We start from the raw sequence: 19506 nt of genomic DNA on the forward strand, positions 1-19506 counted from the left end.
CATGAGTTTCACCCCACCCGCTGAATTCACCACCCGCCCGACGCTCAACGGCTCGTTTGGCATGAGCGCATCAACGCACTGGCTCGCGACCGCATCGGCGCAGGCCGTGCTCGAGCGCGGCGGCAACGCCTTTGACGCGGCCGTCGCAGGCGCCTTCGTGCTGCACGTCGTCGAGCCCCACCTGAACGGCCCCGGCGGCGACATGACCGGCGTCTTCTTCGACGCGAGCGACGAGCAGGGCCCGCGCGTGCTCATGGGCCAGGGCCCCGCACCCGCTGGCGCGACCGCCGAGCACTACCTCGGCGAGGGCCTCGAACTCGTTCCCGGATCGGGCGCCCTCGCGACCGCGGTGCCCGCCGCCGTTGACGCCTGGCTGCTGCTGCTCGAAGAGCACGGCACCTGGGAGCTCGGCGACGTGCTCGCCTTTGCGATCGGCTACGCCCGCGACGGCCACGCCGCCCTGCCCCGCGTGAGCACCACGATCGAGAGCGTGCGCGAGCTGTTTCTCGAGCACTGGCCGAGCTCGGCAGAGCTGTGGCTCGAAGACGGTGAGGCACCGAAGCCCGGCGCGATCATTCGCAACGAGGCCTACGCCCGCACCCTCGACCGCCTCGTCGCCGCAGGCACCGAGCTCGGTGAGGGCGCGAGCCGCGAAGAGCGCATCGAGGCAGCCCGCAGCGCCTGGGGCGAGGGTTTCGTCGCCGAGGCCGCTGCCGAGTTCGTGAAGGCCCCGCACCGCCACTCATCGGGAACCGACCACGCGGGCGTCATCACGCGCGACGACTTTGCGGCATTCAGGGCCTCGACCGAAGACGCCGTGACGATCGAGTTTCGCGGCTACACGATCGCCAAGACGGGCGCGTGGGGCCAGGGCCCGGCGCTCCTGCAGACCCTGCAGATTCTCGCGGGCTTCGACGACCACGAGATCGATCCCTCGACCGCCGAGGGCGCGCACCGCATCATCGAGGCGCAAAAGCTCGCCTACGCCGACCGCGAGGCTTACTACGGCGACCACGAGGTTCCGCTCGACGTGCTGCTCTCTGAAGAGTATGCGGGCGCACGCCGCAGCCTCATCACCGACGACGCCTCGGCCGAGTATCGCCCCGGCATCGTGCCGGGTCTCACCCCCTTCGCGCCCCCGCTTCGCACCGAGTACCAGCCACCTGCCCTCGCGGCGGGCGAGCGCATCGCTGGCGTCGGCGAGCCGACCGTGCAAAAGACCGGCGTGACGAAGGGCGACACCTGCCACATCGACGTCGTTGACCGCTTCGGCAACATGATCTCGGCGACCCCGTCTGGCGGCTGGCTGCAGTCGTCACCCGTGATTCCCGAGCTCGGCTTCTGCCTCGGCTCGCGCCTGCAGATGACCTGGCTTGAGGCGGGCGGCCCCTCGTCGCTCACCCCGGGCAAGCGCCCCCGCACGACGCTCACCCCGACGCTCGTGCTCAAAGACGGCGAGCCCGTCATGGCGCTCGGTTCGCCAGGCGGCGACCAGCAGGACCAGTGGCAGCTGCTTTTCTTGCTGCGCGTGATCGTGGGCGGCTACACGATGCAAGAGGCCATCGACGCCCCCGCACTGCACACCACCTCGATTCCCGAGTCGTTCTGGCCCCGTACGTGGACCCCGGGCGGCATGGTCGTCGAGGATCGCCTCGGCACCGAGGTCATCGAACGCCTCGAGGCTATGGGCCACAAGGTCACCCGCGCAGGCGACTGGGCCCTCGGGCGTCTGTCGAGCGTGGGCCGTAACCCCGAAACCGGCGAGCTTCAGGCCGCCGCTAACCCCCGAGGAGCGCAGGGCTATGCAGCAGGACGCTAACACGAACGCCACCGACGCACTCGTCTCGGTTGACGGCCTCACCGTCGCCTTCACGACCGATTCGGGCGAGACTCAGGTGCTGCACGGCATCGACCTCGACATCTTTCCCGGCGAGCGCGTCGCGATCGTTGGCGAGTCGGGCTCGGGCAAGTCGACGGTCGCAGCGGCGATCATGGGCCTGCTCGCTTCAAACGGCCGAGTAAGCGGCGGATCGATCACCTTGCGTGGCGAAGAGCTCACGGGCGCGAGCGAGCGCGACATGCGCAGCATTCGTGGCGAACAGATCGGCCTTGTTCCGCAGGACCCGATGTCGAACCTGAACCCGACCATGAAGGTCGGCGCGCAGATCGCCGACACGATTCGAGCGCACCCCGCGAGCCACGGCGACCTGTCACGCGCTAGCGTCAAGCAGCGCGTTACCGAGCTCATGTCGCTCGCGGGCATTCCCGACGCCGAGCGCCGCTCGCGCCAGTACCCGCACGAGTTCTCGGGCGGCATGCGCCAGCGCGTGCTCATCGCGATCGGGCTCGCCTGCAACCCGCAGCTGCTCATCGCCGACGAGCCCACCTCGGCGCTCGACGTCACGGTGCAACGGCAGATTCTCGACCACCTGCAAACCCTCATCAACGCCGAGGGCATCGCGCTCCTGTTCATCACCCACGACCTCGGCCTCGCGGCTGACCGTGCCGACCGGGTCATCGTGATGCGGCACGGGCGCATCGTTGAGCAGGGAACCCCCGAGCAGATTCTCAAGGATCCGCGCGAAGAGTACACCCGTCGCCTCCTCGACGCGGCTCCCTCGCTCGTCGCGGTGCGCGACGGTTCACGCGACGGTGACGATGACGCGGCGAAGGTGCTGAGCGAGCCGGAGGCGGTCGCGGGAGCCGCGGCCGGGGCTGCTGCCGGGCAAGACGCGCTGCTTCGCGTGCGCAACCTCACCAAGGATTACCGCATTCGTGGCGGTGGCGGAACCCTGCGCGCCGTGAACGACATCTCGTTCGACGTCGCTCCCGGCACCACGACGGCGATCGTGGGCGAGTCGGGCTCTGGCAAGACGACGCTCTCGCGCATGGTGCTCGGGCTCGAAGACCCCACGAGCGGAACCGTGCACCTCGGCGACGAAGACATCGCCGCCGCGAAGGGTGCCCGAATGCGGGCCGCGCGCAGGCGCATGCAGCCCGTGTTCCAGGACCCCTTCGGCTCGCTCGACCCGACCTACAGCATCGAACGCCTCATCGACGAACCGCTGCGCATCTTCGGCATCGGCGATCGTGCCTCACGCAGGGCCCGCGTCGCCGAGCTGCTCGACCAGGTATCGCTGCCCCGCGCGGTCGCGCAGCGCAGGCCCGCGCAGCTCTCGGGCGGCCAGCGCCAGCGCGTCGCGATCGCCCGTGCGCTCGCGATTAACCCGCAGCTCGTCGTGTGCGACGAGGCCGTCTCGGCCCTCGACGTGCTCGTGCAAGACCAGATTCTCGATCTGCTCGCCGAGCTGCAGGCCGATATCGGGCTCACGTACCTCTTCATCACGCACGATCTCGCCGTGGTGCGTCAGATCGCGCACGAAGTGCTCGTCATGAAGCAGGGAGCCGTCGTCGAGTCGGGGCCTGTTGATACTATTTTCCAAACGCCAGAAACCGAGTACACCGCACAGTTGCTCGACTCGATTCCCGGGGCGGCGTTTTTCGCCTAGGCGCGTGCGGGGTGCCGAGCCACGCCATGAAGGCGAAGCTCGGCACCCCGGCCGGCCTCACGCAATGAACAAGGGAGTGTCCGTGACCGTGAGCAATGTCGAGAGGGTTCGTGGCGCCCTGCGCCAGCGCATCATCACCGGCGAGCTGCAGGCTGGCGAGCACCTCAACGAGCTCGCCCTCAGCCGCGAGTTTGGCGTGAGCCGCGTTCCCGTGCGCGAGGCCATTCGGGCCCTCGAGTCAGAGGGCCTCGTCGACTCCAAGCTCTACTCAGGCTCGCACGTGAGCGAGCTTCCCGCCGAAGACGCGACCGACCTCTTCGAGGTACGCGAGGCAATCGAAAAGGCGATCGCCCGCAAGGCCGCCAGGCGGGCTCCGGGCGCTGATGGCGCTGGCACCGACGGCGGCACCGCCGAGGCCGCACCCGACTGGGCCGAGGCCCGCGCCGAGATCACCGAGATTCTGGCCGAGGGCGACGCGGCCCTCGCCGCAGGCCGCACCGACCTCATGGCCGGCCTCAACATGCGCTTTCACCAGAGTGTCGCCGCCCTCGCCGGAAGCCCAGTGCAGGCCCTCCTCTTGCGCACCATCGCCGGCACGATCGAGCGCCTCTACGTCGCCGACGCCGAGCGCCGCCCCCGCCGCTCCTGGCCCGAGCACCACACGATTATCGAGGCCATCGATGCGGGCGACGCCGAGACCGCGGGCCGCCTCATGGCGCTGCACGTGCGCCGCTCGAAGCGCAGCTACTTTAAGGGACTTGAGGCGCGGGTTGCGGGCAGTGCGGGCTCGGGCGCCGAGGCCGGCTCGGGCACGTAGCGTTCGCCGTTACGATTCGCGCGAAATACCCGGTCTTTCGGGTGCGGTGCGGTGCGGTCGCTCTATTGAACCAGACGTTGCGCCGAGACGCACGGGCTCACCCAGGCAACCATTGCCTGATTTTCGAGCACTTTCGAGGGTTTTTCGCTGAAAATGGACAAGAAATCAGGCAATGGTTTGGTCGGGCGGGTGTGGTCGGGCATGGCCAGGTAGTGTCGCCGGGAACGCCGGAGCCCGGAATACTTCGCGCCTCGCACGCGTTACACCCGAGAGACCGCGCATTTCGCCCGAGCCGTGAAGGAGCCGCCACCATGACCGACACCACAGCCGAGACCGGCCAGTTCTCAACGAAGGGCGCCTACGTGACCGGCGCGAACGAGTTCTCACGCGACACGAACTACATCGAAGACCGCATCGTGCGCGACCCCGAGGCCGTGAAGCGCCTGCCCGCGCCCCCGAAGTCGAACATCGGATCGCTCGGTTACGGGCTGAGCGAGGGCGCCGAAGCCTGGCCCGTCGAGCCGGGCCGCTACCACCTCATCGCGGCAGCCGCATGCCCGTGGGCCAACCGAACGATCATCGTGCGCCGCCTGCTCGGGCTCGAAGACGCCATCTCGCTCGGTATGCCCGGCCCAACGCACGACGTACGGTCGTGGACATTCGATCTTGACGATGGCGGGCGCGATCCGCTGCTGGGTACTGAACGGTTGCAAGAAAACTACTTCAAGCGGTTTCCTGAATACCCACGCGGCATTACGGTTCCGGCGATCGTCGAGGTCGCGAGCGGCAAGGTCGTCACGAACGACTACCCACAAATCACGCTCGACTTCTCGACCGAGTGGCGCGAGTTTCACCGCGACGGCGCCCCGAACCTGCTGCCAGAGGGCGAGCTCGAAGACATGTGGCCGGTGATCAAGCGCGTGTTCACCGAGGTGAACAACGGCGTATACCGCTGCGGCTTTGCGGGCACGCAGGCCGCCTACGACGAGGCATACAACCGACTGTGGATCGCGATGGACTGGCTCGAAGAGCGCCTTGCGACCCGCCGATTTCTCATGGGTGGCACGATCACCGAGGCCGACGTTCGTCTCTTCACGACGCTCGCGCGCTTCGACGCCGTGTACCACGGGCACTTCAAGACGAACCGCAACAAGCTCAGCGAGATGCCGAACCTGTGGGGCTACGCCCGCGACCTCTTTCAGACCCCGGGCTTCGGTGACACGATCGACTTCGAACAGATCAAGAAGCACTACTACATCACGCACGAAGACGTGAACCCGACGCAGATCGTTCCGGCGGGACCCGACCTTTCGAACTGGCTCGACCCGCACGACCGCGAGCGGCTCGGCGGCGAGCCCTTTGGCGACGGGACGCCGCCCGAGATCATTCGCTAGAGGCTCACAGCGTCTTCAAGCCCTGCCGTAATGGCGTCAATCACGTGGCGATTCATCTCAGAATCTGACGGTTCTTTTGCGCTAGGAGGCAGGGTAAAATACTTCACAAGGTACTCATTGCTGGCATCGCGCCACTGCTCGAGAAGCAATATGCGTTGATCTTTCTCCAGGAGCATTCCTGCGTCATATCCCAGTAATCGAGATGAGGCGAGGCCTAGGTCAAACCCCGCTGATTCGATGTATAGAATGTTTTCTTGGCCCCAAAGCCGCTTTTCAACGAGCTCAGATTCCCGGTACCAGTAGGCAGCTAAAGCGAGATCTTTTGCATCTTTATCTTCGAAATGGGGCGAGCGGTCGATCCATGCTTTCAACTTGAGTAAAACATATCCCGCTACTGAGACAATACGAATAGCTCTGTTGTTTGGTAATACCAGCTCGCACGAATGCGCATACGCCTCAGAGAAGCCAAAGACCACGAGCCCCTCACCACGGGTAGCCGGTGTCGAAATTCCAGAGGGGTCTTCGATAGCACCAAAGGGCAAGATATCGACGGGCAGCCCATCAATCCAGTACCGAATTCCATTATTTCCAGTGGCTGTAAAGCACTCGTCAATACGCTCTATAACACTCCAGTCTGAGAGCGTAATACCGAGATCGGTATCAGTCGTTGACCTCATCTCGAAAGTATGACCCAACGCTTCATGAAGAATATTTCGGCACCCTGCACCGACAATCATAATGCACTCCGGGTCAACACTGACCCGCTGAACAAGTTCTTCGACAATCACCGTGAGATCATCGAGATTACCTTTACTAACCCGCTCGAAGTTCAACATTTCCACGCCGATACTCACTTGCTGCTTCACGTTGCCGACTATCTTGCGAAGCAAGCAAATCAGCATAGATTAAGAGTGGTGGAGCCTCGATCACTCCTTTTTCGTCTAACGCAAAAGGATCAGACCAGAATTTTTCATAAAGCAAAACACTCGGCGTTCGTTCTTCCCGCACCCAACGTCGACTTCGAATTACATCGATCGGAAGTGTCTCGCAATACAGCGTTAAAGTTTCCGGCCTTAGCAACCTCGGAACTGCTGATTCACCGCTAACTACCAGTGGAACCATCGACTCTTCTGGCACTGAATAATCTCCTGCAAAGTGATGAAGCGTTTGCTTTGCTTTAAGCCCGCCAGGGTATGCCTGAACCCACTGCTCAAGAAGAGCCTCACGCTGGTAAATATTCATTTTCTGGCTACCGTACATAAAACCGTACTGTTCAAGCAACTGCAGTGTTTGCTGGGCCTGCCCCAAAGAAACCTTTGCGACCTGCGCGAGCACTCTCACCGGTTCATAGAGCAGCTGCTCCCAAGTGAGTATTGAAAAAATCACCTGTGCGCGTTTTGGGCTCATAAGGTTTACCCCGCCTCGAACACCTTCCACTTTAAGCTCCCCTCGCCGCCCTCGAACATCAATGTATATCGAGCCAATTGCTATATAGGCGTTCCCTCCCGCATCAAGATAGCTGACGCCACTCTCGCGAAATATCGCAGCGCTTCTCTCGGTAATCCGAGGACCAACAACAAATAAAGGAGGTTGTTGCTTTCGCTCATGCAGCTGTTCAGCAACCGCGGAGACCGTCATATTTGGGGCCAGGGTAAGAGTCACATTCAGCGACATCCGACTGAGTCGGTGATGCAGTGAGACAACATTCTGCTCATACGGCTCCAGCCGCGAGAGGGCCGAAGCATCGCGAATATCAAAACCATATTCATATAGGTTTCGAGCAAGCCGTTCAATGAGAAAACCGTCCATCATGATCCGTTCACTTTAAGCACATGTTCACTTTAGCTGAAAGGTCTACAAAAGTGAACACGGGTTATCCAACACAACTCCCCGGTCATTGTCAGCTATAACCATTGCCCAAAGCCACAAACGAAGATAACTTGACCCCAAGACGATCATCTAGGGGGATGAGTCATGAGTCGTTTCACCACTGTTTTCTTAACGTTTCTCGCGGGAGCTGGCCTACTATTTGCGACCGCAGCCCCGGCAAGTGCCGCACCAACTCCCGTCAATATCACCGTGACCGCCAACGCTTACGCGTTAGACGGTAGCGGGCAGATCACAAGCAACAGCGAATTTCTCTACGACTCCGCCAAAGGCGACGAGCCTAGCGACGCATACTAGATTGCCTACCGCGGCAACCTCAAGATGAAAGAAATGTGGTCTACATATAAAACCTTCAAAAGGGTCTGGCTCATCAATCCGGGTAACAACAGTCAGAAGTGGGATGGCAAGACGTTCAGCGGAGAATGGGATATCTCGTTTCGCGTCGACACAACCGTCGTCACGAGCGACCCGGCATTCGTCGATTGCGAGGCCTTGCAGGCCGAGGTCGAAGCCCAAAACCCGTCAACGCTGCTCGGCACGTTTATTCGCTGCAGTGACGTTGCCTACGACGGCGCCACCGGGCTGTATACCGCACACTTTACGCTCGTAAACCCTGACGGTAGCAAGGTCACCGGCAAGCAAATCGACGAAAACCAACCCGACTCATTGCACCTGACCACCCCAGCGCAGGCCTTCTACGTCAAGCAGTCAGATTTCGAGGTCGACAAAACCTTCGTTATGACCGAGCCGACCGTCAAGGGCGAGATCAGCATGGATCAGTTCTTTATCATGATGCCCATCACGTTCGAAGCGACAGGCGACGACGTCACCCTCACCATGACGCAAACCTACGACGCCGAGCATACGTTTGTCAGCGGCACCCCGGGCCGCAGTCTGCCCACCGAGGTAACCGACCTTCTGCCAGCGACACAGACGATGCTCATGAACGGCACCGAGGCAACCCCCACCGACCCAGCCGAGACAAGCGTGCGCGACGGGCAAGGCGTGTGGATCTTCGCCGGCTGGCAGCCCGAATCAGCACTCATCGAGGGCGCGAACGTGAGCTTCACCGGAACATGGGTGTATGAGGTCGACCCCGCCGCCACATTCACCGTACGACACACCTTTGTGAGCGCCGACGAGACCGAGCTGCCCGACGAGATTCGCGACCTCACCCCCGAGAGCGTGATGGCGACACAGGGCAACACGGTTACGCCCACCCCACTCGCAACCACCTCGGTGAAAACCGAAACCGGAACCTGGAACTTTACCGGCTGGCAGCCCGAAACCGCCATAATCGACGGAGCAGACGTCGAATTCACCGGCACCTGGAACTTTAAGAAGGCGGTCATACCGCCAGTCGACCCGGTTGACCCGGTCGACCCGGACCCCAACGACCCTGACCCGATCAAGCCTGACCCTGCAAAGCCTGACCCAGTCACCCCTGAACCAGGTCCTGCCCCCAAAACCCCTCTAGCGACAACCGGCGGGGCAGGCTTCATCGCCTGGAGCATCGCGGGTATCGCGCTGATACTCGCGGGAGTCACTGGCATCGTGGTGACCGCCCGAAAACGCTAAGAGCGTCAGGCAGCCGCCTCGCTCAGGCTTTGCGGCCTCGTTCGTCTCAGCCCGAGCACCGCAGGGACGATGAAGAGCAGCGCGAACACCCAGAGCGTGAGCACGCCGGGGGCAACCGAGAGCCCGTAGAGAAACGCGGTCGGCAAATACGCTTCACCGCCCCAGCCTCGATCGATGAGGGTGTGAATGGGTGCGACTGCAATAATCAGCCCGCTTACGAGCAATAGCTTCCAGATCATTCGCCCAGGAGGCTCGGCACGAATGACGTAGGTGAAGATGGTCATTGGGGCGAACATGATGCCCAGCAACGTTAGCGCCCACGCAGTGTGCGAACTCTCGCCAAACCAGAGCGCTCGAGCGAGTATGCAGATCAAGTACACCGAGGCTACCCCAAAAGCCCAGCGCCATAACCGTGCGCCGGGCCCGTTGAATGCCGCTGACCACCGTATCGAATAATCGATGTACTCGGTGACGGTTCGCCTGCGTCGGGGTACGGGCTCAACGCTCGCGCCGACCAGCGCGGGACCCGCCTCTCTGGCGCGATGATCCACAATCTCGGCTTTGCGCCGTTTTCCCGAGCTGGGCACTGTGGGCTCCTTTCTGCGCGCAGGGCGAGGGGCGTTCTTGCTGAGTGTAGCGGCCACGGAAGACGCCGTGAGCGATTCCAGGGTCCCGGGTCGGGGCCGGGCGGTCGATTGCCAGCGCGGGGCCCGAACGCGGTCTACTTGACGAAAAGCAGGGTGTTTCTGGCTGAACACCCTGCTTTTCGTCAAGTAAACGGAAAAAACGCAGGCAAGAACGCGGCGAGCGGCAGCCGAAAACCGTCAGTCGACAACTGCGAGCCGCCAGCCATCAAGCGAGCGCGTGCAACTCCCTGCACTTGCAGGGCACTCACAAACGCGCTACCCCGAGAGCAGCGTATCCGGGGCTCACCCTTGCATGCGCAGGGCACTCTTCTAACCGGTGACGAATCATCTGGCTCCCCGGGGCCCATCCCCGCGCGCGCAGGGCACTCGGAATGACCGTTCCGTTATTCATGATCCAGTAGGGCTCATCCCTGCGCGTGCAGGGCACTCGGGGGTCAGTATCTGTACCTCGGAAGGTAAAGGGCTCATCCCTGCGCGTGCAGGGCACTCCGGTACATCGATCCTTCCCAGCAAGAGCGGCCGGGCTCATCCCTGCGCGTGCAGGGCGCTCAAAGGGATCGGGTTGACCGCCAAGTTTGAGCGGGGCTCATCCCTGCGCGTGCAGGGCACTCGAGGTGACGATCTGGCCCGGCTTTAACGAGGTGGGCTCATCCCTGCGCGTGCAGGGCACTCGGGGTGCCGCAGTCGGGAGATACTCGATGCGGGGGCTCATCCCTGCGCGTGCAGGGCACTCTTCGATGAGTCCTGTCACCAGTGAGAGCAGTAGGGCTCATCCCTGCGCATGCAGGGCACTCGAGAAGGGTCTGCGTATGGCTGCGGATGCGGCGGGCTCATCCCTGCGCGTGCAGGGCACTCGCTTGAATTGCGACATAGCTTTTGTAGGCCGCGGGCTCATCCCTGCGCGTGCAGGGCACTCCTGAAAATTCCAGCGGGAGCAACACATCTAGGGGGCTCATCCCTGCGCGTGCAGGGCACTCACAAAGTGATGCCGTTCGACCCAGAAGGTCACGGGCTCATCCCTGCGCGTGCAGGGCACTCTCCGCGAGGTTCTCTTGATAACGGCGCAGAGTTGCCTCATCCCTGCGCGTGCAGGGCACTCTCACGCGTCGGTCTACCGATGCTTGTGACTGCGGGCTCATCCCTGCGCGTGCAGGGCACTCAAGCTCGTGTATCTCAATATCAGGGTACTCAGGGGGCTCATCCCTGCGCGTGCAGGGCACTCAACCGCACGACCTTGCTTGCCATGGGCGCCACGGGCTCATCCCTGCGCGTGCAGGGCACTCTGACCCACATGAAGCACCTCCCGCCATTCAGGGGGCTCATCCCTGCGCGTGCAGGGCACTCTCGTCGTCGCCCTGAGCGACGCACACGAACCGGGGCTCATCCCTGCGCGTGCAGGGCACTCAGTGATTGGGTCGATCATCCTGTGCGCTGCCAGGGCTCATCCCTGCGCGTGCAGGGCACTCACAAACAGCCACGAACCGTATACCGGGTAGAAGGGCTCATCCCTGCGCGTGCAGGGCACTCTGCACTGTGCCCCGCCATCGCGGGGATGAGCCGGGCTCATCCCTGCGCGTGCAGGGCACTCACTTGAACTTTAGCGGGCGGCAAGAGTGACGCTAGCTCAAAAATCTTTAGTTTCAACACTCGGTCGCCTGACTAGGGTATCTTCTTACAAACCGGTTATCTCCATCAAGGGGAGTGCAATGTCGCAAATTCCTGGCATACGTCCACCTGAACTTCCAGAGCTCGTTCGCGCACGCGACCGATTAACGTTTATTTACCTTGAACGGTCAATCGTGAGTCGAGATGCTAATGCGATTACCGCCACTGATGAACGCGGCACTGTGCACATACCTGCCGCTTCACTCGGCGCCCTCCTCCTCGGCCCAGGGACAACAGTCACGCAACAAGCAATGGTACTTATTGCAGAATCAGGCTCAACGGTCGTTTGGGTAGGTGAACAGGGCGTACGGTATTACTGCCATGGTCGGTCACTCGCAAAATCTTCAAAACTGCTTGAAGCGCAGGCACGACTTGTCTCGACCACAAGATCTCGGCTTCGTGTAGCAAAAGCAATGTATTCACTACGCTTTCCTGGCGAAGACACTTCTGGCAACACTATGCAGCAGCTACGTGGCAAAGAGGGCACTCGAATTCGACAGGCGTACGCCGAAAATGCGAAGCGCACTGGGGTTGATTGGCGGGGCCGCAGTTACAAGGTTGATGATTTTGATGATGCCGATCCAATCAATCAGGCGCTTTCAGCACTGAATATTTCTCTCTATGGTGTTGTCCATTCTGTGATTGTTTCGCTGGGCTGCTCACCAGGTCTCGGGTTCATTCACACGGGCAATGAACGAAGCTTTGTTTTCGATATCGCTGACCTTTACAAGGCAGATTTCACGATTCCTCTCGCTTTCAACCTCGCGAGTGAGCAACAGGACGATATGGGTAGCGCAGCCCGTCGCCTTATTCGAGAGGCAATGCGGTCAGGAAAATTCATGCAGCGCTGCGCCGCTGATATCCGTTCACTGTTACTCGAAGATGATTCAGCCCCGGAACTCGAAGTTGAGTTCGAAGACGAGTTGAGTCAAGACGTCGTTCACTTGTGGGCAGGCATGAACGAAGAGCGAATTGCTGCTGGTGTCAATTACCAGGAGGCGGCGAAATGATTGTCATCGTGCTCACTTCATGCACCGCAAAGTTACGCGGCCATCTCACGCGGTGGATCCTGGAGATATCTCCCGGCGTCTTTGTCGGGGCAGTCAATTCTCGCGTTCGAGATTTACTGTGGGAGCAGGTTCTTGAGCATGTAGGTTCGGGGCGAGCAATTATGGCTTTTCGCACGAATACCGAACAGGGCTTTGAATTTCGCGTACATCACCATGACTGGATTCCAACAGATTTCGAGGGGCTTTCACTCATGATGCGCCCCAATACCAACGCGAAGAACATTACGAAAGAACGCAAAGCCGGTTGGAGCAATGCGTCTCGCTACAGACGCGCACGGTAAAATCGAGGTTGTTTCACAAGTTACCGACTATGAAGCACTACGGTATAGCCGTTTCTCTGCCACGCAGAGATGAGCCATTAGGCACTTTTTCCTCAGAAGGGGCCCTGCCGCGCAGGGAACACATCATGAGAAGTAATGAATGTTTTTATATATACTTAGGAACTTTATCTTCTTGATTGCCAAAAAACTCTGCGCTTCATAGAATGATCAGACGGCCCCAGGAACAAACATAGCCCTCCGTCTACGATGTTCCTGGGGCTCTGAACCAGAAGGGTGCACAATCTTGAATAAGACCCCAGCAATCTCCCCACAGGCACTATCCCTCTGGGCAAAGACTGGCGATGAGCAGACCTGGCTGAGCCTTGCTCAGCACATGACCGACTCGGCCGACGCCGCCGGATTCCTCTTCGACGAGTGGCTTTCGAACGACATCAAGAGGGCGCTCACCACCGACCTTGGCATAGATAACGATCAGTTACGCACGTTCATCCGTTTCCTCGCTGGTGCTCACGATATCGGCAAGTCCACGAAGAGCTTTCAGATGCAAGTTGCTCACAGCACGGACCATCGAATATTGCTCGAAAAAGTCGTACAGAGCGGGCTTTCAATAAGTTCGCGCACCCCATCGGGGCTCGATGTCGAACACCTTCAACACTCAGTCGCTTCATTCGGTATTCTCAAACACTGGCTCATGAACAAACATGGCTGGGGACGCTCTGAAGCAGAACTCACGTCAATGGTTGTTGGGTCGCACCACGGCCTCCCACCCCTATCAACCCAGCAAAACAAACTCAGTAATATGCACCTGGTGCATGACGAAATGTGGCAACGTTGCTGGAACGAGCTGCTCGACTATGCCGCCACACACGTGTCGGCCACCGCCATGCTGAACGACTTTCCCAAGCTGCGCATGGGCCTCACCTCGCAAATGCTCATCACCGGCGTTGTTATTATGAGCGACTGGATCGCATCAAACACCGAACTCTTCCCCTTGCAGGGCCCAAACCAGGTGACTGGAGACCCGCTATCGGCTTCTCGAGCACAAAAGGCAATGCTGCTGCTTGATCCGCCTCGGCAATGGAAGCCGTCACTTCTCGGCAATGATTCAGCCGAAGCCTTTTATCAGCAGCGATTTGGGTGGCCCGACCATTATGCGCCAAACGCACTGCAGCACGAGACACTGCGTATCGCACAGAGCGTATCTGAACCGACTTTGCTCATCATCGAAGCGCCAATGGGCGGCGGAAAAACCGAAGCCGGTCTCGCTGCAGCAGACATTATGGCGCAACGCCTTCAAGCCGGCGGAGTAATTTTCGGTACACCAACGACGGCTAGCTCTGATGGACTCTTCGAACGAGTACGCACATGGGCTTCACACGCTCAGCCCGAAGGCGCTATGACCTCAATGTTTCTTGCGCATTCTAAAAACATGCTCAACGAGAACTTTATGGGTTTACGATACGCAGATATGAGCGATACTCCGGTTGAGCAAGAGTCGCACAGCGGGTTAGTAATGCAGCACGACTGGTTTTACGGAAGACATAAGGGAGTACTCTCGCATGTGGTGATCGGCACCGTCGATCAGATACTGCGCTTGGCCCTTCAAACCAAACATGTCATGCTTCGACACTTAGCCCTCGCGGGGAAAATCGTCATTATTGACGAAGTCCACGCCTACGACGCATATATGCAAGTTTACCTCAATCGCGCAATCGAATGGCTCGCCGCCTACGGAGCATCAGTGGTACTGCTATCGGCCACGCTGCCTGACAAGATTCGTCACGATATCGAGCGTTCATACCAGCTGGGTCTCGGCCTCACCACAACGCACTTTGCCCCTGAAACACCAGCGCTTACTTACCCTCGCATCACCTCGATCAGTGCTTCATCGACGAGTACCTCTCCCGTCGCTCTGCCCGGCAACAAACGTGCAGTCACCATGACTGAACTTGACGATACGCTCGAGGCGCTCAGCGAATCGCTCCACCGCGTTCGCACTGAAGGTGGCTGCGCTGTGGTCATTTGCAACACCGTCGGTAGGGCCCAAGAGGTTTATGACCACCTAAAAGAAGCATTTGCGAGCGATATCTCTCTGCTCCACGCGCGCTTCACCGCGCGTGACCGCAAAAAACGTGAGCAAGAGCTGTTACGCCTCTTCGGCCCCAACTCGAGTCATACGAGTACGCGACCCAAGCGATTTGTTCTCGTGGCAACTCAGATCGTTGAGCAGTCTCTTGATCTTGACTTTGATCTCATGGTCACTGATTTCTGCCCGGCAGACCTGTTGCTCCAGCGGGCAGGACGGCTTCACCGCCACGATCGAGAGCCAGAAGAAAGACCAGAATGGTTACGCCAGCCAAAGCTTCTCGTTCGAGGAATAGAGGCCCCCGGCTCAACCGAAATCGCCCCCCGCTTCACGCAAACGTCTACACGCATCTATGCCGAAGCTATTCTTTTATCTTCATATGCATTACTCGAACCGAAGCTTCACGGGCAGGAGCAATTGCACATACCCGATGAAATAAGCCGGCTAGTGCAACACAGCTACCGGGCTGAGCCAGAGATTCCGAAAGCCTGGAGAGAGCGCTATACAAAGACCCAACGATCACTCGCGACGCAGCAGAAGGTTCAGCGTAATCGCGCTAAGGCATATTTGCTTGACGCTCCCCGTCGCAATCAACGTATAAGCGACGCAATGCCCTCGCGAGAAGCGCAGGTGGCAGAACATTTACAAGAGATACGAGCAGCTGCTCAGGTGCGCGATATCGAGCCAACGCTGGAGGTTCTACTCATTACGCAGGTCGAGTATGACACCTATCGACTCATCACTGAACGCGCTGAAATGAGTCGCAATTTTCACGGGTCACTACCCGTCGATGACGACCTCGCCAGAGAGATAGCGCTCGACAGCGTTCGCCTCCCCTTCTATTACTCACTCCCTGAGCCATTTGATAACGCTCTCGCAGAGCTCGAAGAGCAATTCTTCTTTGATGCCTGGCAACAATCTCGCCATTTAAAGGGACAACTTATCCTGCCCCTCAATAAAGAGGGCGAAGCCATACTCGCGGGGGGTAGGCTTCGGTATAGCCGGGAGCTCGGGCTAGAACTTCTCCCATTGCCCGAGCAAGATGATAGGAATCGGTCATGAACGTGAGAACCCCTGCAACGTTTAACCTCGTTGAAGAGCAGTGGATCAAGGTCGTCATGCTTGACGGCTCAGTACAAGAATTCTCCCTCCGAGAGATTTTTTCCCAGGCACCACTGATTGCCCGCATCGCAGGAGAGATGCCCACGCAAGACTTCGCAGTGCTCCGTCTATTGACAGCAATAGTCTGGCGCGCTTATACGCGAAGTGCGGAGCTTCCTGGTGACGATACTGGTTTCTCTGACAAGCGAGACTGGTGGGCCGCTGAACTCACAAACGGCGCTCTTCACGAAGACGCTATCAAGGCCTACCTCAATACCGTCAGCGACCGCTTCTGGCTTGTACACCCCACTCAGCCTTTCTATCAAGTCCACGATCTCGAAACAACCAAGGCCGAAACACTGCCCGTTTCACGCATAATTGCCGACGCTGAGTCAAGCTACTTTTCAACGCGTGCTGGTCAGAGCCTCGAAGCATTGAGCCTTGCTGAAGCAGCGCGTTGGCTTCTGCACGTGCAGGCCTACGACTACTCGGGAATCAAGCCAGCGGCGGTCGGAGACCCACGTACGAAAAACGGAAAGGGGTTTCCGATCGGCACCGGGTCAGTAGGTTCAGGCGGCGGTGTTGTTCTTCATGGAAGCCACTTGGCTGAGACGTTATTGCTCAACCTCCCAGCGAAAGAATTAGCCAACAGCATTAATGCCATCGAACGTGGTGAGTACACAGATCTTCCTGCTTGGGAGAGACCGGCGGGCACCGCAGAATCTCGTCACGATATAGCAATGATTCCCGAGGGTCCACTCGATGCCCTCACCTGGCAAAGCCGTAGAGTGCGGCTCTTCGTTCAGGAGGGCAAAGTTAGTCGCGTAGTTGTCACAAATGGCGACAAGCTCGAACTTCAAAATAACAAGACTGACCCTTTCTTCTCCCGACAGTTCAGTAAAAACCTGTCAAAAAATGGGCAAAGCATCTATCTGCCTAAAAAGCATTACGCCGAACGAACCTTCTGGCGCGGTGTCGAGAGCCTCATGTACCGGCACGCTGCTCTGCCTGAGCATTCACGATCGCAAACACCCAACGAGCTCCCATCAAATATTCTCAATCTCATCGATCAAGAAGATTCGTCAGTGAGCAACACCGTGAACATCGAGCTTGTCGGTCTCGAATATGGCCCACAAGACTCGGTTATTACCCACGTGGTTCACACCGAGATTCCGATCAGCCTTCGTTTGCTCACTGCACACGGTAACGAGCTCGCAGCAGTCGTCGTTCAAAATGTCGCAAGAACACTTTCGGCCGCGAGCGCAGTCGGCTCTTTCTCTGGCATGCTCTCGCTTGCCGCTGGCGGGGAGTATTCGCACGATACACATGCCACCGAACAAACGCTCGTGAAACTCGAAAGTGCGTTTAGGGAGTGGTTAGTCTCGCTATCGACTGACCCCTCACCAGCAGATGCGGTAACACGGTGGGTAAGCAATGCCCGCGGCATCATTCTGCACCAAGCAAATGACCTGGCCGCTATGGCTGGGCCACAGGCTTTACACGGCAGGCTCACGATGAGCAACGCTCCCGGAAAGGAGCCCTCATTGAAATTCACTTCAACCGGAACAGCTCGTATCTGGCTTCTCAAAGAACTCTCTAAGCACCTTCCAAACACCGCAACGATCGAAAACGGAGCATCATGACCGACAATACTGAGGCCGCTCCAGAGCCCACACAGACAAAAAACGAAGAGCTCCGCACTTTTGTCACCGTAAAAGTAGAACGGATCCAAGCTGCGCTCTTAGGCAACAACCCAAAACAACAGGCTCGCGCACGGGCCGTGCTCGCACAGCTTCGGCGGGCCCCTATGTCTGGTGATCCTGTGTACGCGGAGGCCTGGCAGATTATTCTTGGCCCAACCGGGCTCGCTACTTCGAGCACAGTTTCAACTGAGTTATTCCCTGAACGTCTACGCGGCCACGGTGACACTCCTTCAGCAGCCGAGCTCGCCGCTTACACGGCTCTCGTGTCGTATTCAACACATCAGCAATCACTTGCGAGCCACATGCATGTTCGCAAGGCATCCTTCGCACAAGCGGTTGGCCGCTTGGTCACACTGACAAGCCCGTCAATCAAGTCTCGGTTTGACGCATTTACAACTGCCCAGTCTCGCAGCACCATCAATTCGCACCTCCGCTCTCTCATTACGCTCTTGCGATCGCAGCAGATCGGTTTTGATTACGGAAAATTTGCCGTTGACCTTGCGCAGCTCTACACCCCGCGTGAGCGCAATGGGGTGCTCATGAGGTTCTCCCGGGAGTTTGTCAATGGCTACCTCGCCAAACCCGAAACTCCCGTCGCCGAATCACAAGAATGACCCCTCCCCTCACCACACGCCCGCAGAAAGAAGAACCCATGTCGACATTCATTGATATTCACGCACTCCATACCCTTCCGCCGAGCAACATCAACAGAGACGATACCGGCGCTCCAAAGTCGGCAATCTACGGTGGGGTACAGCGGCAACGAGTCTCAAGCCAGTCCTGGAAACGAGCTATTCGAAAAGCTTTTCCCGATTATATCGACGCAGAAAACCTGGGCGAACGCACAAGACGCCTAGGAGAGCGAGTTTTCGCAGCAGCAAAAGTTATCAGCCCAGAGGTGAACAACAGTGACCTTCAAGAAGCTCTTATTGCTTCTTTTAAGCAAGTAAAATGGTCACTCGACCTCGTCGATGAAGAGGGTGAAGAAGGAACCGCATACGCACGCAGTAAGTACCTCGCTTTCTTCAGCAAACGTCAAATCGAGAAGCTGGCCACGGCGCTGCTCAATGTTGAGCCTGGTAAACCAATTACCAAAAAAGAACTCAATGAAATACTCGACACTGAGCAGAGCGTGGACATCGCTCTATTCGGGCGTATGATCGCTGATACGCCTGACTTTAATGTGGATGCAGCTTCACAGGTGGCACACGCGATCAGTGTGCACGAGAGCATCGCCGAACACGACTACTTCACCGCTGTTGATGACGTGATCGATGCCGAGGGCGAAGAGTCGGGTGCAGGCATGATTGGCACAGTCGAGTTTACCTCGTCAACGTTGTACCGTTATGCAACCGTTCACCTCGAGGGCCTCGCCAGCAACCTCGGCGATGCCACCTCGGCAAAGCAAGCAACGGTAGCGTTTGTCCAGGCTTTTGTAACGTCGCAGCCAACCGGCAAACAGAACACTTTTGCAAACCAGACGCTCCCTGAACTCGTGATCGTGCAGGTTCGCTCAGATAGACCAGTTTCGTACGTCAATGCGTTCGAAGACCCCATCGTTGAGACCTTAGGGCGCCGTAAGATTGCAGCTGAAAGGCTGGTCAATGAAATCACTGCAGTGTCAGACGCATATGGTTTCTCAGCCGATCGCACCCTCGTCATTGGCGTTGGCGAACTTGGTGAGGTCGCAGCGTCAATCGGTGAGCCAACAACTTTCTCTGGCCTCGGTGAAATGCTCGCAGAAGCACTTGAGACTTCTGGAGCGTGA

15 protein-coding genes and 1 CRISPR repeat array are annotated in these 19506 nt (G+C 58.9%); of the genes, 12 read left to right on the plus strand and 3 right to left on the minus strand.

Annotated features, from left to right (window positions below; genetic code table 11):
* Position 1: 1 nt before the first annotated feature.
* From KTJ78_RS04295 to KTJ78_RS04310, 4 genes are all read left to right on the plus strand, one after another.
* Positions 2-1819: a gamma-glutamyltransferase family protein gene (locus KTJ78_RS04295; protein WP_217132938.1), complete on the plus strand. Its 1818-nt coding sequence runs from the start codon at positions 2-4 to the stop codon at positions 1817-1819.
* Positions 1803-3509, plus strand: coding sequence for a dipeptide ABC transporter ATP-binding protein (locus tag KTJ78_RS04300; protein ID WP_217132940.1), 1707 nt, complete (start codon positions 1803-1805; stop codon positions 3507-3509). The genes KTJ78_RS04295 and KTJ78_RS04300 overlap by 17 nt, the downstream gene beginning before the upstream one ends.
* An 82-nt stretch (positions 3510-3591) precedes the next feature.
* Positions 3592-4326 (plus strand): GntR family transcriptional regulator, encoded by a 735-nt coding sequence (locus tag KTJ78_RS04305; RefSeq protein ID WP_369807975.1) that lies wholly within the window; start codon positions 3592-3594, stop codon positions 4324-4326.
* 311 nt (positions 4327-4637) lie between these two features.
* Positions 4638-5720, plus strand: coding sequence for a glutathione S-transferase family protein (locus KTJ78_RS04310; RefSeq protein WP_217132949.1), 1083 nt, complete (start codon positions 4638-4640; stop codon positions 5718-5720).
* Here the strand turns inward: KTJ78_RS04310 and KTJ78_RS04315 are convergent.
* Both KTJ78_RS04315 and KTJ78_RS04320 read right to left on the minus strand, forming a co-directional pair.
* Positions 5717-6586 (minus strand): hypothetical protein, encoded by an 870-nt coding sequence (locus KTJ78_RS04315; protein ID WP_217132951.1) that lies wholly within the window; start codon positions 6584-6586, stop codon positions 5717-5719. The genes KTJ78_RS04310 and KTJ78_RS04315 overlap by 4 nt on opposite strands.
* Positions 6534-7532 carry a type IV toxin-antitoxin system AbiEi family antitoxin gene (locus KTJ78_RS04320; protein WP_217132952.1) on the minus strand — a complete coding sequence of 333 codons (999 nt, stop codon included), beginning with the start codon at positions 7530-7532 and terminating at the stop codon, positions 6534-6536. The genes KTJ78_RS04315 and KTJ78_RS04320 overlap by 53 nt, the downstream gene beginning before the upstream one ends.
* A 162-nt stretch (positions 7533-7694) precedes the next feature.
* On the opposite strand from KTJ78_RS04320, the gene KTJ78_RS04325 reads away from it, so the two are divergent.
* Together KTJ78_RS04325 and KTJ78_RS04330 are read left to right on the plus strand one after the other, a co-directional pair.
* Positions 7695-7904 (plus strand): hypothetical protein, encoded by a 210-nt coding sequence (locus KTJ78_RS04325; protein WP_217132954.1) that lies wholly within the window; start codon positions 7695-7697, stop codon positions 7902-7904.
* Positions 7905-7937: 33 nt separating this feature from the next.
* Entirely contained in the window at positions 7938-9185 is a 1248-nt protein-coding gene (locus KTJ78_RS04330) for an SHIRT domain-containing protein (RefSeq protein WP_217132956.1), read from the plus strand.
* Between the two features lie 5 nt (positions 9186-9190).
* On the opposite strand, the gene KTJ78_RS04335 is transcribed toward KTJ78_RS04330, so the two are convergent.
* Positions 9191-9772 carry a hypothetical protein gene (locus KTJ78_RS04335; protein ID WP_217132958.1) on the minus strand — a complete coding sequence of 194 codons (582 nt, stop codon included), beginning with the start codon at positions 9770-9772 and terminating at the stop codon, positions 9191-9193.
* Positions 9773-10110: 338 nt separating this feature from the next.
* A CRISPR array of direct repeats spans positions 10111-11420; the repeat unit is 29 nt; unit sequence GGGCTCATCCCTGCGCGTGCAGGGCACTC.
* A 118-nt stretch (positions 11421-11538) separates the two neighbouring features.
* Here KTJ78_RS04335 and cas1e point away from each other — a divergent pair.
* The 6 genes from cas1e (at position 11539) to cas7e (ending at position 19506) form a co-directional block, all read left to right on the plus strand.
* On the plus strand, positions 11539-12507 hold the full coding sequence (gene cas1e, locus KTJ78_RS04340; protein WP_217132960.1) for a type I-E CRISPR-associated endonuclease Cas1e: 969 nt from the start codon (positions 11539-11541) through the stop codon (positions 12505-12507).
* Positions 12504-12848 (plus strand): type I-E CRISPR-associated endoribonuclease Cas2e, encoded by a 345-nt coding sequence (gene cas2e, locus KTJ78_RS04345; protein ID WP_217132962.1) that lies wholly within the window; start codon positions 12504-12506, stop codon positions 12846-12848. The genes cas1e and cas2e overlap by 4 nt, the downstream gene beginning before the upstream one ends.
* 283 nt (positions 12849-13131) lie before the next feature.
* Positions 13132-15996 carry a CRISPR-associated helicase Cas3' gene (gene cas3 / locus KTJ78_RS04350; RefSeq protein ID WP_217132964.1) on the plus strand — a complete coding sequence of 955 codons (2865 nt, stop codon included), beginning with the start codon at positions 13132-13134 and terminating at the stop codon, positions 15994-15996.
* Positions 15993-17678, plus strand: a complete 1686-nt coding sequence (gene casA / locus KTJ78_RS04355; protein ID WP_217132965.1) for a type I-E CRISPR-associated protein Cse1/CasA — start codon at positions 15993-15995, stop codon at positions 17676-17678. The genes cas3 and casA overlap by 4 nt, the downstream gene beginning before the upstream one ends.
* Positions 17675-18352, plus strand: coding sequence for a type I-E CRISPR-associated protein Cse2/CasB (gene casB, locus KTJ78_RS04360; RefSeq protein WP_217132966.1), 678 nt, complete (start codon positions 17675-17677; stop codon positions 18350-18352). Before casA ends, casB begins: the two co-directional genes overlap by 4 nt.
* A 38-nt stretch (positions 18353-18390) precedes the next feature.
* The gene (gene cas7e, locus KTJ78_RS04365) at positions 18391-19506 is read left to right on the plus strand and encodes a type I-E CRISPR-associated protein Cas7/Cse4/CasC (RefSeq protein WP_217132967.1); all 1116 of its coding nucleotides are present in this window, start codon (positions 18391-18393) and stop codon (positions 19504-19506) included.

Source organism: Leucobacter chinensis (genome assembly GCF_019049105.1).
Taxonomy (GTDB): Bacteria; Actinomycetota; Actinomycetes; order Actinomycetales; family Microbacteriaceae; genus Leucobacter_A; species Leucobacter_A chinensis.

What these genes read in the sequence shown, in the direction of transcription:
- KTJ78_RS04325 (WP_217132954.1), top strand. Translation starts at nt 7,695, where the DNA reads ATGAGTCGTTTCACCACTGTTTTCTTAACGTTTCTCGCGGGAGCTGGC.
- KTJ78_RS04310 (WP_217132949.1), top strand. Translation starts at nt 4,638, where the DNA reads ATGACCGACACCACAGCCGAGACCGGCCAGTTCTCAACGAAGGGCGCC.
- KTJ78_RS04320 (WP_217132952.1), bottom strand. Translation starts at nt 7,532, where the DNA reads ATGATGGACGGTTTTCTCATTGAACGGCTTGCTCGAAACCTATATGAA.
- KTJ78_RS04330 (WP_217132956.1), top strand. Translation starts at nt 7,938, where the DNA reads ATGTGGTCTACATATAAAACCTTCAAAAGGGTCTGGCTCATCAATCCG.
- KTJ78_RS04300 (WP_217132940.1), top strand. Translation starts at nt 1,803, where the DNA reads ATGCAGCAGGACGCTAACACGAACGCCACCGACGCACTCGTCTCGGTT.
- casA (WP_217132965.1), top strand. Translation starts at nt 15,993, where the DNA reads ATGAACGTGAGAACCCCTGCAACGTTTAACCTCGTTGAAGAGCAGTGG.
- casB (WP_217132966.1), top strand. Translation starts at nt 17,675, where the DNA reads ATGACCGACAATACTGAGGCCGCTCCAGAGCCCACACAGACAAAAAAC.
- cas1e (WP_217132960.1), top strand. Translation starts at nt 11,539, where the DNA reads ATGTCGCAAATTCCTGGCATACGTCCACCTGAACTTCCAGAGCTCGTT.
- cas7e (WP_217132967.1), top strand. Translation starts at nt 18,391, where the DNA reads ATGTCGACATTCATTGATATTCACGCACTCCATACCCTTCCGCCGAGC.
- cas2e (WP_217132962.1), top strand. Translation starts at nt 12,504, where the DNA reads ATGATTGTCATCGTGCTCACTTCATGCACCGCAAAGTTACGCGGCCAT.
- KTJ78_RS04295 (WP_217132938.1), top strand. Translation starts at nt 2, where the DNA reads ATGAGTTTCACCCCACCCGCTGAATTCACCACCCGCCCGACGCTCAAC.